13 protein-coding genes and 1 pseudogene are annotated in these 14,244 nt (G+C 40.5%); all 14 read left to right on the top strand.

The genetic code is table 11. The features are described 5' to 3' along the window. Positions 1–20 precede the first annotated feature (20 nt). On the top strand, positions 21–380 hold the full coding sequence (gene rbfA, locus KH400_RS10155; RefSeq protein WP_217224394.1) for a 30S ribosome-binding factor RbfA: 360 nt from the start codon (positions 21–23) through the stop codon (positions 378–380). Positions 381–479: 99 nt separating this feature from the next. Next, positions 480–1,385 (top strand): tRNA pseudouridine(55) synthase TruB, encoded by a 906-nt coding sequence (gene truB / locus KH400_RS10150; RefSeq protein WP_246589497.1) that lies wholly within the window; start codon positions 480–482, stop codon positions 1,383–1,385. 36 nt (positions 1,386–1,421) lie between these two features. Then, the gene (gene ribF / locus KH400_RS10145) at positions 1,422–2,381 is read left to right on the top strand and encodes a bifunctional riboflavin kinase/FAD synthetase (RefSeq protein ID WP_217224392.1); all 960 of its coding nucleotides are present in this window, start codon (positions 1,422–1,424) and stop codon (positions 2,379–2,381) included. 153 nt (positions 2,382–2,534) lie between these two features. Next, the gene (gene rpsO / locus KH400_RS10140; protein ID WP_217224389.1) at positions 2,535–2,804 is read left to right on the top strand and encodes a 30S ribosomal protein S15; all 270 of its coding nucleotides are present in this window, start codon (positions 2,535–2,537) and stop codon (positions 2,802–2,804) included. A gap of 168 nt (positions 2,805–2,972) precedes the next feature. Further along, positions 2,973–5,078, top strand: coding sequence for a polyribonucleotide nucleotidyltransferase (gene pnp, locus KH400_RS10135; protein ID WP_217224387.1), 2,106 nt, complete (start codon positions 2,973–2,975; stop codon positions 5,076–5,078). A gap of 120 nt (positions 5,079–5,198) precedes the next feature. Further along, positions 5,199–6,173, top strand: coding sequence for a polysaccharide deacetylase family protein (locus tag KH400_RS10130; protein ID WP_217224385.1), 975 nt, complete (start codon positions 5,199–5,201; stop codon positions 6,171–6,173). Between the two features lie 19 nt (positions 6,174–6,192). Next, complete coding sequence (locus KH400_RS10125) at positions 6,193–7,434, top strand: M16 family metallopeptidase (RefSeq protein WP_217224383.1); 1,242 nt, start codon at positions 6,193–6,195, stop codon at positions 7,432–7,434. Between the two features lie 122 nt (positions 7,435–7,556). Beyond that, on the top strand, positions 7,557–7,796 hold the full coding sequence (locus tag KH400_RS10120; RefSeq protein ID WP_217224382.1) for a YlmC/YmxH family sporulation protein: 240 nt from the start codon (positions 7,557–7,559) through the stop codon (positions 7,794–7,796). A gap of 270 nt (positions 7,797–8,066) precedes the next feature. After that, positions 8,067–8,966 (top strand): dipicolinic acid synthetase subunit A, encoded by a 900-nt coding sequence (dpaA, locus tag KH400_RS10115; protein WP_217224381.1) that lies wholly within the window; start codon positions 8,067–8,069, stop codon positions 8,964–8,966. Next, positions 8,966–9,559, top strand: a complete 594-nt coding sequence (locus KH400_RS10110) for a dipicolinate synthase subunit B (protein ID WP_217224380.1) — start codon at positions 8,966–8,968, stop codon at positions 9,557–9,559. The genes dpaA and KH400_RS10110 overlap by 1 nt, the downstream gene beginning before the upstream one ends. 153 nt (positions 9,560–9,712) lie before the next feature. Continuing rightward, positions 9,713–10,762, top strand: coding sequence for an aspartate-semialdehyde dehydrogenase (asd, locus tag KH400_RS10105; RefSeq protein ID WP_217224379.1), 1,050 nt, complete (start codon positions 9,713–9,715; stop codon positions 10,760–10,762). Between the two features lie 15 nt (positions 10,763–10,777). Beyond that, entirely contained in the window at positions 10,778–12,019 is a 1,242-nt protein-coding gene (gene dapG / locus KH400_RS10100) for an aspartate kinase (protein WP_217224377.1), read from the top strand. Between the two features lie 50 nt (positions 12,020–12,069). Continuing rightward, complete coding sequence (gene dapA / locus KH400_RS10095) at positions 12,070–12,942, top strand: 4-hydroxy-tetrahydrodipicolinate synthase (protein WP_217224376.1); 873 nt, start codon at positions 12,070–12,072, stop codon at positions 12,940–12,942. Positions 12,943–13,510: 568 nt separating this feature from the next. Then, positions 13,511–14,182: pseudogene (ltrA, locus tag KH400_RS10090) on the top strand (group II intron reverse transcriptase/maturase); the annotation flags it as partial. Positions 14,183–14,244 lie beyond the last annotated feature (62 nt).

The following is a 14,244-nucleotide window of genomic DNA, read 5'->3' as shown; positions in this document are numbered from 1 at the left end:
GCAAAGTGAGGTGGATTCACATGAGCAATGTTCGAGCAAATCGTGTTGGTGAACAAATGAAAAAGGAATTAAGTGATATTATTATGAGAGAAATTAAGGATCCGCGTGTTGATTTCGTGACGGTTACAGGTGTGGATGTAACTGGTGACTTGCAACAAGCAAAAGTATTTATTACGGTCCTTGGTGACGATCAAAAAAAAGAAGACACGCTCAAAGGTTTATCGAAGGCATCAGGATTTATTCGTTCTGAGATCGGTAAGCGAATTCGTCTTCGTAAGACGCCGGAAATTTCTTTTGAATTTGATGAATCAATTGAATACGGAAATAAAATCGAGAGACTTTTAAACGATATTAATAAAGAAACCAATGATGAGAAATAAATTGATGGAGCAAAGGGATAGATGAGGCACAATGCCTTTGTCTATCCTTTAGCTTTTTGGAGTTGTTTTAAAAAACTTCTAAGAAAGCAGGTGTCGTGTTTGAATCGATCTGGAATCTTGCCCCTCTATAAACCAAAAGGGGTGACCTCTCATGATTGTGTCGCGAAGGTTCGCAAGATTTTAAAAACAAAAAAAGTGGGTCATACGGGCACACTAGATCCTGATGTGACTGGTGTGTTACCCATTTGTATTGGTCGTGCGACGAAAATTGCCGAGTACATGACTGATTATCCGAAAACATATGAAGGCGAGGTCACTTTGGGTTTTTCAACAACAACTGAAGACGCTTCAGGGGAGTGTGTCGAACAAAAGCGAGTAGATCGTGTGATCACGAAGAATGAGGTAGAGAAGGTCATTAAGCGATTTGTAGGTGAGATTAAGCAAATTCCTCCGATGTATTCGGCCGTTAAAGTAAAAGGTAAAAGATTATATGAATATGCAAGAGAAGGTAAACATGTGGACCGCCCGGTACGAATGATTACGATTCATGAACTAACGTTGCTAGGAGATATAAAGCAAACAGAGCAGACGGTTTCGTTTCGTTTTCGCGTCCACTGTAGCAAAGGTACATATGTCCGAACGTTAGCTGTGGATATCGGGAAGGAACTAGGATATCCAGCGCATATGTCTGATTTAATACGAACCGAATCAGGGCCTTTTATGCTCAAGCAATGCTTGACACTTGAGCAGCTAACAGAGCAAGCTCAAGCAGAAGATGTTGAGCTGCTATCGATTGAGCAAGCGGTCTCACATTTTACTCGTGTTACTGTTGACCCCACGATTGAAACAAAGGTTCGAAACGGAATGGTCTTGCCTCAGTTCAAAGGAATAGAAGAAAAGCGGGTTTCGGTATATAATGAAAGTGGTGAGTGTTTAGCGATTTACCAGCAACACCCAACCAAAAAAGGCTTTATTAAACCGGAAAAAATCATTAAAATTGATTAATGACTGTGGTTGTTAACCAGATTGAAGGTGAATATTGTGGAAACAGTGTATATATCACATCCTCATCAAATAAAAAAGGATGATCTTAAACCAACAGTAATGGCTCTGGGTTTTTTTGATGGTGTTCACCTTGGACACCAACAAGTGATCACGACAGCTAAAACGATCGCTAAAAACAAGGGCTATAACTGTTCAGTGATGACATTTAACCCACACCCAAAAGAGGTGTTAAGAGCAAAACGAGGCAGTGAGCAAATGCCATACTTAACCCCAATCAAAGATAAAGCTCGTCAAATTGAGCAGTTGGACGTTGACCGGTTATATATCGTTCAATTTTCCAAAGAGTTTGCAAGCCTTACTCCACAGCAATTTGTAGATGAATATTTGATTCGTCTTCATGTAAAACATGTTGTCGCTGGATTTGACTATACGTATGGGAATCTAGGAAAAGGAACGATGGAGACATTACCTTTTCACTCTCGGAATGAATTTGAACAAACAACAGTCCATAAAGTCGAAGAAAGTGAGAGAAAGATTAGTTCTACTTTAATTAGAGAGCTCATAAAAAATGGGGAAGTAGCAGATGTTCCTGCTTATTTAGGACGTTACTATCAAATAAGTGGTACAGTGATTCACGGTGATAAACGAGGTCGAACGATCGGCTTTCCAACTGCAAATATTGAATTCACTGACCGTTATTTATCTCCGTCTACCGGTGTTTATGCAGTCTCAATGCAGGTCGATGGCAAGTCGTATGAAGGGGTTTGTAATGTTGGTTATAAACCAACCTTTTACGAAGACAGTCAGCAAGCCACGATTGAGGTGCATTTGTTTGATTTTGAGCGGTCGATTTATGGTGCTGAGGTTACACTGCAATGGTTGACCTATATTCGTGGAGAGAGGAAATTTAACTCAGTTGATGAATTAACCAAACAAATTAGTAAGGATAAAGAAGAGGCTATTGCCTTTTTTCATCAACAAAAAGTAAAAGAATAAACAAAATTCAACAAAAAATAAGAAGGACTTGCATTTTAGAAAAAAAACATGTATTCTAAATGATGTACTTTATGTACAAAAGCCGTTGCTTGGCAAAACGATTCACCAACGTTTGCGAGGGAATTGGTGTATAAGAAAAAGGAGGTGACTAGGATGGCATTAACACAAGAACGTAAAAATGAACTTATTGAGCAGTATAAAACACATGAGAACGATACAGGTTCTCCTGAGGTTCAGGTAGCTATCCTAACTGAGCAAATCAATAGTTTAAATGATCATTTACGTACACACAAAAAAGATCATCATTCACGTCGTGGTCTTTTAAAGATGGTTGGTCAACGTCGTAACTTATTAACATACTTACGTAAAAAAGATGTTACTCGTTACCGTAACTTAGTTGATAGCCTTGGTTTACGCCGATAAACCATTAAAAAAAGCGGGAATTGTTCCCGCTTTTTTATTAGGTTAAAAATTCAGGAAAAAATTTCAAAAAAGATCGTTAGATTCAATTTTTTTCTTTTATTTTCAGCATAAATAGGAAATAATAAGGATAGATTGAATAATTTTGTGTACGAGAGGAGTACTCGTTTAATGGAACAAGAAAAACAAACGTTTTCTATTGATTGGGCCGGTCGAACGTTAACGATTGAGACAGGCCAATTGGCTAAGCAAGCAAATGGAGCCGTGATGGTTCGCTATGGAGATACAGCTGTTTTATCAACAGTGACAGCTTCTAAGGAACCAAAAGACTTGCCATTCTTTCCGCTTACAGTGAATTATGAAGAGCGCTTATATGCAGCCGGGAAAATCCCAGGTGGATTTATTAAACGTGAAGGGCGCCCAAGTGAAAAAGCAATTTTAGCAAGTCGATTAATCGATCGTCCTATTCGCCCATTGTTTGCGGATGGATTTCGAAACGAAGTCCAAGTGGTTAGTATCGTGATGAGTGTTGACCCAAATTGTTCATCTGAGATGGCAGCGATGTTTGGTTCTTCACTTGCATTATGTGTTTCAGATATTCCGTTCGATGGACCAATTGCGGGTGTAACTGTCGGTCGAATTGGCGATGAATTTGTGATTAACCCGACTACGGAACAACTTGAACAAAGTGACATCAATCTAGTGGTCGCAGGGACAAAAGACGCTATTAATATGGTTGAAGCAGGTGCAGATGAGGTACCTGAAGAGGTTATGCTTGAAGCGATTATGTATGGCCATGAGGAAATTAAACGTCTAATTGCGTTTCAAGAAGAAATTGTCGCTCAGATCGGGAAAGAGAAAACAGAAGTTGTTCTTCAACAAATTGATCCTGAACTAGAGCAAAAAGTTCGTGATATCGCTGAGGCTGAGATTAAAGAGGCTGTTCGCGTCGTTGAAAAGCATGCTCGTCAAGAAGCGATTGATGCGGTGATTGAACGAACAGTTGCCCAATTTGAAGAAGATGAAACAATAGAGATTAGTGAAGTTCAAGAAACGTTACAAAAATTAGTGAAGCAAGAAGTACGACGATTAATTACGAAGGAGAAATTACGTCCAGATGGCCGTGGTGTTGATGAAATCCGTGCATTGAACTCTCAAGTGGATATGTTGCCGCGAACGCATGGTTCAGGGTTATTTACACGTGGACAAACCCAAGCGCTTAGCATTTGTACATTAGGTGCATTAGGTGATGTACAAATCTTAGATGGATTAGGTATTGAAGAATCAAAGCGCTTTATGCATCACTATAATTTCCCATCGTTTAGTGTTGGCGAAACAGGACCTATGCGTGGACCAGGCCGACGTGAAATTGGTCATGGTGCACTAGGGGAGCGTGCACTCGAAAAGGTCATCCCTAGTGAAGATGAGTTCCCGTACACGATCCGTCTCGTTTCAGAGGTGCTTGAATCGAATGGTTCAACCTCACAAGCGAGTATTTGTGCAAGTACGTTAGCGATGATGGATGCTGGTGTTCCGATTAAGGCACCTGTAGCAGGAATTGCGATGGGTCTTGTCAAGGAAGAAGAGTATGTGACTGTTTTAACCGATATTCAAGGCATGGAAGACGCGCTTGGAGACATGGACTTTAAAGTAGCAGGAACAAAAGAAGGGATTACAGCCTTACAAATGGATATTAAGATTTCAGGTATTAATCGTGAAATTTTAGTTGAAGCCTTGGATCAAGCGAAACGTGGACGAATGGTGATTTTAGAAAACATGCTTTCTGCCATCGGTGAGTCACGTGCTGAATTGTCAACGTATGCACCAAAAATTAAAACGATGAAAATCAACCCAGATAAAATCCGTGATGTCATTGGACCTAGTGGAAAGATGATTAACAAGATTATCGAAGACACTGGTGTGAAAATTGATATCGAACAAGACGGAACGGTCTATATTTCTTCTGTAGATCAAGAGATGAATAACAAAGCCCAACAAATCATCGAGGATATTGTCAGAGAAGTTGAGGTTGGACAGACATATCTTGGTAAAGTGAAGCGAATTGAGAAGTTCGGTGCCTTTGTTGAGATCTTTAAAGGAAAAGATGGTCTTGTTCATATTTCGCAACTTGCCGAAGAGCGAGTAAATAAGGTAGAGGATATCGTTAGTATCGGTGATGAGATTGAAGTAAAAGTGACTGAGATCGACAATCAAGGCCGTGTAAACTTATCACGTAAAGCGATCCTTAAAGAACAGAAAGAGCAAGAAGAAAGTTAAGAAGGGGAGGCTGGGAAAATAGCCAGTCTCTTTTTTAGTATCTAATTGCACGAGGTCTTCTTCTCGGTTCTAGCCCGGAATTCTATTGCATATTTTTTAGTACAAGGGGGTTAGAATAAGATGAAGAGGATGTACTTGCAGTGGTTTGCGTTTTTATTTATTTTTATCATTTCAATCGGATCAATCCAAAATCCGTTTGCGACTGAATACATAGATGGAGTGAAAGAAGAAAGCATTAGTGTAGCGAAGATGGCTGATCCGCTTTATGAAAAAATTCAATCCCAAGCAAAGAAATATGAAAAGCCAGCCATTGATGCCATAGTTGATAAAGTATGGAAGGCGATCCCAGGCTATAATGGAGTCAAGGTGGATATTGAAGCTTCATATGAGAAAATGAAGGACGATGGTCAGTTTAATCCACACAAGCTCGTGTTTAAGGAGACAAAGCCAAGTGTACATCTCGAAGATTTGCCACCTGCACCGATTTATAAAGGGAACCCTGAAAAGTCAATGGTTACGTTGTTAGTTAATGTCGCATGGGGAAATGAATACTTGCCTTCGATGTTAAAAGTGATGAAAAAGCATGAAGTTAAATCAACGTTCTTTCTAGATGGATCATGGGTGAAAGATAACCCTAAATTAGCGAAAATGATTCTTGAAGAAGGGCATGAAATTGGAAATCATGCATATTCTCATCCTGATATGAAAAGTTTAACGGCTGCAAGAATTACAGAAGAATTACAGAAAACGAATGAGGTCATCGAAGCGACATTAGATGTAACACCGAAGTGGTTTGCGCCACCAAGCGGGAGCTTTCGACAAGAAGTGGTTGACATCGCCTCCACGATGGATATGGGAACGATTATGTGGTCGGTCGATACGGTTGATTGGCGAAAGCCAGAACCACATACAATGGTTCAAAATGTCTTAAATAAAGTTCATCCAGGAGCAATGATTCTTATGCACCCGACGTCTTCGACTGCAGCAGGACTGGATCAATTAATCATTGGTTTAAAATCAAAAGGCTATCAAATCGGTACCGTGACCCAACTTATGGATGAATCTCGTTTAAGCTTTGGGATAAACGAAGACTGAAAGTATAGGGGGAAATAATTTGGTACAAAAAATAGAACTGGCAAATGGTTTACGTTTAGTTTGTGAGCAAATTCCACATGTACGCTCTGTGTCCATTGGTATTTGGGTTCATACGGGCTCACGTTTTGAAACAGAGAGTGAAAATGGCATTTCCCATTTTTTAGAACACATGTTTTTTAAAGGAACGAAAAACCGTTCCGCAAGTGAAATTGCTGAGGCCTTTGATCGGATCGGCGGACATGTCAATGCGTTTACCTCAAAGGAGTATACTTGTTTTTATGCAAAGGTATTAGATGAGCACGCTAGTTATGCGATAGATATTTTATCTGATATGTTTTTTAATTCTATCTTTGCGGAAGAAGAAGTTAAAAAAGAAAAGAATGTTGTTTTTGAGGAAATAAAAATGGTTGATGATACCCCTGATGATATTGTTCATGATTATTTAAGTGAAGCAAGTTATGGAGTGCATTCGTTGGGTTACCCGATTTTAGGGACCGTTGATACATTAAAAACTTTTGATGGTGATTTTTTAAGAGATTATATGAAACGCCATTATACAGCTGAGCATGTCGTTGTATCCATGGCAGGAAATATTGATGACCAACTCATTGATACTGTAAAATCAACGTTTTCAGCTGTGAAGCCAGGGAAGCAAGGCCCGAAAGTTGAAGCACCGACTTTTTTAGCGAAACGCATAACTAAACAAAAGGATACAGAACAAGCGCACCTTTGCCTTGGTTTTAATGGCTTGCAAATCGGGCACGAGGATATTTATCCTTTAGTAGTCTTAAATAATTTATTAGGTGGCAGTATGAGCAGCCGATTGTTCCAAGAAATACGTGAAAAACGAGGATTAGCATACTCTGTCTTCTCCTTTCATTCATCGTACCAAGATAGCGGTCTTCTCACCATTTATGGAGGGACGGCACCGAATCAATTGAATGATTTATATGATGGCATTAAACAAACGCTTGACTCATTAGTGGCAGGTAACGTTTCAGAAAAAGAAATTGAAAATGGCAAGGAACAGTTAAAAGGTAACCTAATGCTTAGTTTAGAGAGTACAAACAGCCGTATGAGCAGAAATGGTAAAAATGAATTGCTACTTAAACGTCACCGTTCGTTAGATGAAATGGTCGAGGAGATTAATGAAGTCACGCATAAGGATGTTAATCGTTTAGCAGAGCAGCTCTTTAACCGTGATTTTTCACTGTCACTTATTAGTCCAACAGGCGAGCTACCTGATTCGCTAATGAAGTAATTCGATGCAAAATACCAAGAGGATAACAGTTTCTGTTATGTTTTTGGTATTTTTTTTCGTTACTCACATAAATAAATAGTAAAGGGTTTTGCTATACTGAAGTCATCTAGGAGGGAGTGGCATTGAGACTTAGTGAAATTAGTGGTAAAGAGATTATTGATTACGAAAAAGGAGAACGCCTAGGGATCCTTGGACAGACCGATTTAATCATTGATGAACATACCGGAAGAATTAATGCATTTGTCATACCGACAATGAAATGGTTTGGTTTTGGTAAGAAAGAGAAAGAAGTTACTGTTTACTGGGATCAAATAAAAAAGATAGGATCTGACATGATTATTATCGATGTTCCAGCTGAATAATATATTCGTCTAGCAACCAATAGAGGTGCAGGCCGAAGCGGTAAACATAATCCGTTTAGGTCTGCACCTTTTTTAATGAGAATGTTCAAAAGGTCCACCGGTTCTTTTTGTCCTCTTTTTTGAACATGGGATTTAATAAGTAATCTTTCTTAAATGTATTCACCGTTTAGGTCCTTCTCACATATGCTATCGTGTAATCGCTAATGATACTATCCCCTATGGAAATGTTTTTGAAGCTAGAGTTGCATTAAAGGAGGGGGAATCAAAAAAATGCTTACTGGGATGCATATCGCCATCATCGGTGGGGATGCAAGGCAATTAGAAATCATACGTAAGCTAACAGAGCTCGATGCGAAGCTTTCTCTTATCGGCTTTGACCAGCTTAGTGATGGATTTATAGGAGCAAAAAAACAAACATTTGAGGATGTTGAATTTCAAACGGTTGACGCGATTATTCTACCTTCGAGTGGAGCGAACCAAACAGGCGAAGTGGAAACCATCTTTTCCAATGAAACCATTCATTTGAAACCAGATATTGTAAAGGAAACCCCTGAGCATTGTATCATTTATACGGGAATTAGCACAGATTATTTAACACAATGTGCAAAAGATGCCAATCGCAAACTAGTAAAGCTTTTTGAACGTGACGATGTCGCAATTTATAACTCGATTCCAACCGTTGAAGGAACGATCATGATGGCGATCCAGCACACCGATATTACGATTCATAAGGCTAATGTGATGGTTCTTGGTTTAGGAAGAGTAGGGATGTCGGCGGCGAGAACATTTTCAGCCTTAGGTGCTCGTGTGAAGGTCGGAGCTAATCAGTCCGATCAATTGGCCCGTATCACAGAGATGGGTCTTGAACCATTTCATACGAAAAACCTTGAAGAAGCAGTCGGTGATGTTGATATTTGCATCAACACTGTTCCAGAATTAATTCTAACGGCAAAGGTGATTGCGAAAATGCCGACCAATGCACTTATTCTAGATTTAGCTTCAAAACCCGGCGGTACTGATTTCCGTTATGCAGAAAAAAGAGGAGTCAAAGCGTTGCTAGCCCCAGGCTTACCTGGCATTGTAGCTCCAAAAACAGCTGGAAAAATTTTAGCGAATGTGTTGTCACAATTGCTAAGTGAAGAGTATGAAAAACGAGAGGAGGACTCGTAATGTCATTAGAAGGGAAGCATATCGGGTTTGGCTTAACAGGATCTCATTGTACGTATGATGCAGTTCTTCCAGAAATGAAAAAGCTGGTAGATGCAGGAGCAAAAGTGACACCTTTTGTGAGCTATACGGTGCAATCAACAGATACGAAGTTTGGTAAAAGTGAAGATTGGCTGGAGCGAATTAAAGAAATTACCGACGAGGAGATCGTTGATACGATTGTAAAGGCGGAACCATTTGGACCACAGAAACCACTTGACTGCATGGTTATTGCTCCAATGACCGGAAACTCGACGAGTAAATTTGCCAATGCGATGACAGATTCTCCAGTATTGATGGGGGCAAAAGCGACATTACGAACGGGGAAACCTGTCGTACTCGGTATATCTACCAATGATGCTCTTGGGTTGAATGGTGGAAATGTTATGAAGCTAATGGCAACAAAAAATATTTATTTTATTCCATTTGGTCAAGACAATCCGCACGGAAAACCAAACTCGTTAGTAGCGCGAATGGAAGCATTAAAGGAAACAGTAGAGTCTGCACTACGTGGTCAGCAATATCAGCCTGTTTTAATTGAAAAATTCAGAGATTAATGACATAACCGACGTTGCGAAAAAATAAAGTTTCCCTTAAAGTTGAATAAAGACGCTTAACTGAATCTATCAATTGAACGATTTATTGTGGTAAAATAAGTGTCAATAAAAGTAAAACTATTAAACATTGAAAAAGGGAAGGGAGAAAGATAAATGGTAGCTCAAACAGGATTTCATGTAGCATTAGTAGGAGCAACAGGGGCAGTAGGACAGCAAATGTTAAAAACATTAGAGGAAAGAGATTTCCCAATTTCAAAATTATCTTTATTATCTTCAAAGCGTTCAGCTGGGAAGAAAATTCAATTTAAGGGGCAAGAACTAACTGTTGAAGAAGCAACTCCAGAGGCATTTGAAGGTGTTCAACTCGCACTATTTAGTGCAGGAGGATCAGTGTCAAAAGCATTAGCACCAGAAGCGGTAAAAAGAGGCGCGATTGTCGTTGATAACACGAGTGCCTACCGTATGGACCCGGAAGTACCGTTAGTCGTTCCAGAAGTAAATGAAGAAGATGTTCGTAATCACAAAGGGATTATTGCAAACCCTAACTGTTCAACGATCCAAATGGTTGTGGCACTCGAGCCACTTCGTCAAAAATATGGAATGAAAAAAGTTGTTGTTTCAACTTATCAAGCCGTTTCAGGGGCTGGATTAGAAGCGATTGAAGAAATGAAAGATCAATCAAAAGCGATCTTAGAAGGAAAAGAATTTACGCCAGAAGTGTTACCAGTAAGTGGTGACAAAAAGCATTATCAAATTGCATTTAATGCGGTTCCGCAAATTGATTTATTCCAAGATAATGGATATACATTTGAAGAAATGAAAATGATTAATGAAACGAAAAAAATTATGCACCAAGATGATTTAGAAGTTGCAGCGACTTGTGTGCGCTTACCAGTAGAAACTGGCCACTCTGAATCTGTTTATGTTGAAGTAGAAAAGGGTGGTGCAGACGTCGCGGAAATTAAAGATTTATTAGCAACGGCACCTGGTGTGACGTTAGAAGATGACCCTAGTAATCAAGTATATCCACTAGCTTCAAATTGTGTTGGAAAAAATGATGTATTTATTGGTCGAATTCGTAAAGACTTAGACAGAGATAACGGCTACCATATGTGGGTTGTTTCCGATAACCTACTAAAAGGGGCAGCTTGGAACTCTGTACAAATTGCAGAAAGCCTAGTTAAGTTGGAACTTTTGAAATAAAAAAGTAGGTGCATCATGGATATTATTGTTCAGAAATTCGGCGGAACATCAGTAAAAAATGAAGAGGTTCGTAAAAAAGCTGCTGCACATGTCAAAGCAGCCGTGCATGACGGATATAAAGTGGTTGTTGTTGTCTCAGCCATTGGCCGAAAAGGAGATCCGTATGCTACCGATACTCTTTTGTCTCTATTAAATGAATTCGCACAAGTGAACAAACGGGAGCAAGACCTTCTTGTGTCCTGTGGAGAGGTTATCTCAGCTGTTGTTTTTTCGGGCTTGTTACGTCAAATGGGTTTAATGTCGATGGCGATGACTGGTCCACAAGCTGGATTTAGAACAAACGATGACTTTACAAATGCAAAAATTGTAGAGATGAACTGTGATCACCTAAAGCAAACGCTTAAGCAACACGATGTCGTTGTCGTATCTGGATTCCAAGGACAATCGCCAGTTGGTGATGTAACAACACTTGGCAGAGGCGGAAGTGATACGAGTGCTACAGCGCTTGCTGCTGCCATCTCTGCAAAATGGGTAGATATCTTTACTGATGTTGAGGGAGTCATGACAGCAGATCCACGAATTGTTGCTGAAGCTAGACCACTAACATCGGTAACGTATGATGAAATAAGTAATATGGCACATCAAGGCGCAAAAGTGATTCATCCACGTGCCGTCGAAATTGCGATGCAAGCAAACATTCCAATTCACATTCGTTCGACGTATGCGGATGCAATTGGTACGGTTGTAACGGATCGCCAATCACTACCCACGTATGAACATGTTCAAGAGCGTCTGATCACTGGAATTGCAAATATTTCAAATATTACCCAGATCAAGGTTCTTGATAAGGAAGGACAATTTAACCTTCAAGAAAAAGTGTTCAAGGCGATGGCAAATGCAAAGATCAGTGTTGATTTCATCAATATCAATCCATTAGGTGTTGTGTATACGGTCTCCGATGAGGATACAACAGAAGCGATCAACATCTTAACGGAGATGGGTTATGAACCAACCGTAACAAAGAACTGTGCCAAAGTTTCTGCAATTGGTGCAGGAATGACAGGTGTTCCAGGTGTAACTGCTAAAATCGTTGCTGCTCTATCAAAGGAAAATATTGAAATTCTTCAATCGGCAGATTCCCATACAACCATCTGGGTATTGGTCAAAGAACAGGATATGGAAAAAGCAGTTAATGCCCTTCACCGAATGTTCCATCTTCAAAAGGATGGCACTGTAGCTGAGAGTATCGATGATTAAATACTAGTGAAGAGAATGAATTTTTTCTCAGTTATAAGGAGTTGAAAAGATTGAACTTTGGTCATGTGTTAACTGCAATGGTTACTCCCTTTGACCAAAAGGGCAATATCGATTTTGGTAAGGCAGAAAAATTAATAGAACATTTACTGGTTAATGGTACAGAAGGATTCGTCGTTGCCGGTACGACGGGTGAATCTCCAACGTTGTCGACAGAGGAGAAGCTTTCCCTATTCCGTTATGTCGTTAAAACAGTTAACGGTCGTGCGCCTGTAATTGGGGGTGTAGGAAGCAATGACACTCAAGCTTCTGTTGAATTTACCAAATTAGCGACAGAAACAGGTATTGATGGTGTAATGGCCGTCAGTCCGTATTACAATAAACCTTCACAAGCAGGGTTATTCGCTCATTTCTCAGCCATTGCAAATGCAACCCCGCTACCGGTGATGATTTACAATATTCCTGGGCGTTGTAACGTCAATGTCTCTGCGGAGACGATGATTGAGCTTGCAAAGGCCGAAAATATTGTTTCTGTAAAAGAGGCGAGTGGCGATCTTGAACAAATGGCAGCGATCATTGAAAATACCGATGATTCGTTTACGTTATATAGTGGAGATGATCAACTGACGCTACCGGCTTTAGCAATTGGGGCAGATGGAATTGTTTCTGTGTCAGCACATGTGATTGGCAGTGAGATGAAACAAATGATCGAGTCCTTTAAAGCTGGATCTGTGGCTGAAGCTGCTCAGTTGCATCGGAAACTTTTGCCGATTATGAAGAGCTTATTTGTCGCACCAAACCCCTCACCTGTTAAAGCAGCTTTAAAACAAAAAGGTGTTGATGCTGGTGGAGTGCGACTACCTATGGTCCCATTATCAGAAGCAGAACGGAAAGTAGTTATAGATGCACTGAAAGCAACCAAATGATTTTGGTTGCTTTTTTAGCAGTGTGCCAGGCATGCACACATTCTCTAGGGTTCAAGTCCCGAACCACGAAGGCATTAGTAGTGGTTAGCTTAAGACAAGGGTGTCTAGGGTGACCTAGAATCTGAAGGAAGTCGGCGGCAAATCTCCGCCTTGAGGAACACGAACTTTATAGAAGGCTAGGTGCACTTGGGTGAGACTGCTGCACAAGTCAAAACCCTTACTGCCAAAGGGGGCATCGAGTAAATGAAGTGAGGACATGGAGAGGAAGAATGTGTGCTTACCCTGGGAGGTCTGACAGATAAGCGATACTCATATCGTAAGCGGTCGTGTGAACGTCCGTTGAACTGTCAGAAGTCAGCCGAAGCCGTAGTACCAACTTGATCTAGACAAGATGGGAAGGGCTGAATCATTTGAGGAGAATAATCACTTTGCATACACGCATCTCGTCGAAGCAGAAAACAAGAGACCTTTCTCGTGAAGGAAGCAATGAATCTTGCGGGGGGCACGAACAAAGGGTGGAGAGATTGCGTCACATAAGAAGAACGAATTATTCACGTAGGAGTTTGATATGATGTTGGAACAAATCTTATCCCGTGAAAACTTAATACAAGCACTCAAACGTGTGGAAAAGAATAAAGGAAGCCGCGGTGTTGACGAGATGGACGTAAAATCCCTACGCCCCCATCTTCATGAAAACTGGGCTTCTATTCGAAAAGAGATTGAACGGGGTACCTATCACCCTAATCCCGTCCGTAGAGTCGAAATCCCGAAACCTAACGGAGGATTCAGGAAATTAGGTATCCCCACGGTGATGGATCGATTCCTTCAACAAGCAATTGCCCAAACGCTTAATCAAATCTATGATCCGATGTTCTCTGAACAGAGCTTTGGTTTCAGACCAAATAGAAGAGGACATGACGCTGTAAGACAGGCTAAACAATGGATTAAAGAAGGGTATAAATGGGTTGTCGACATCGACCTAGAGAAATTCTTTGATAAGGTTAATCATGATCGCCTTATGAGGAAACTATCAACTCGAATTGATGACAAAAGAGTTCTCCAACTAATCCGTCGTTACTTACAAACTGGCGTTATGAACAAAGGGCTTGTCAGTCCAAACACTGAAGGGGCACCACAAGGTGGCCCTCTTAGTCCTCTTCTATCTAATATTGTGCTCGATGAATTAGACAAAGAACTGGAAAAACGCGGGTTGAAATTCGTCCGCTATGCCGACGACTGTGCGCCACGAAGGTGCGGTGCGTAAGCACCGAAGCTATGCTGTATAGGAGATGAGGGAGGGCC

This window comes from Desertibacillus haloalkaliphilus (assembly GCF_019039105.1).
Taxonomy (GTDB): Bacteria; Bacillota; Bacilli; order Bacillales; family KJ1-10-99; genus Desertibacillus; species Desertibacillus haloalkaliphilus.
This window is presented reverse-complemented; position numbering and strand designations above follow the sequence as displayed.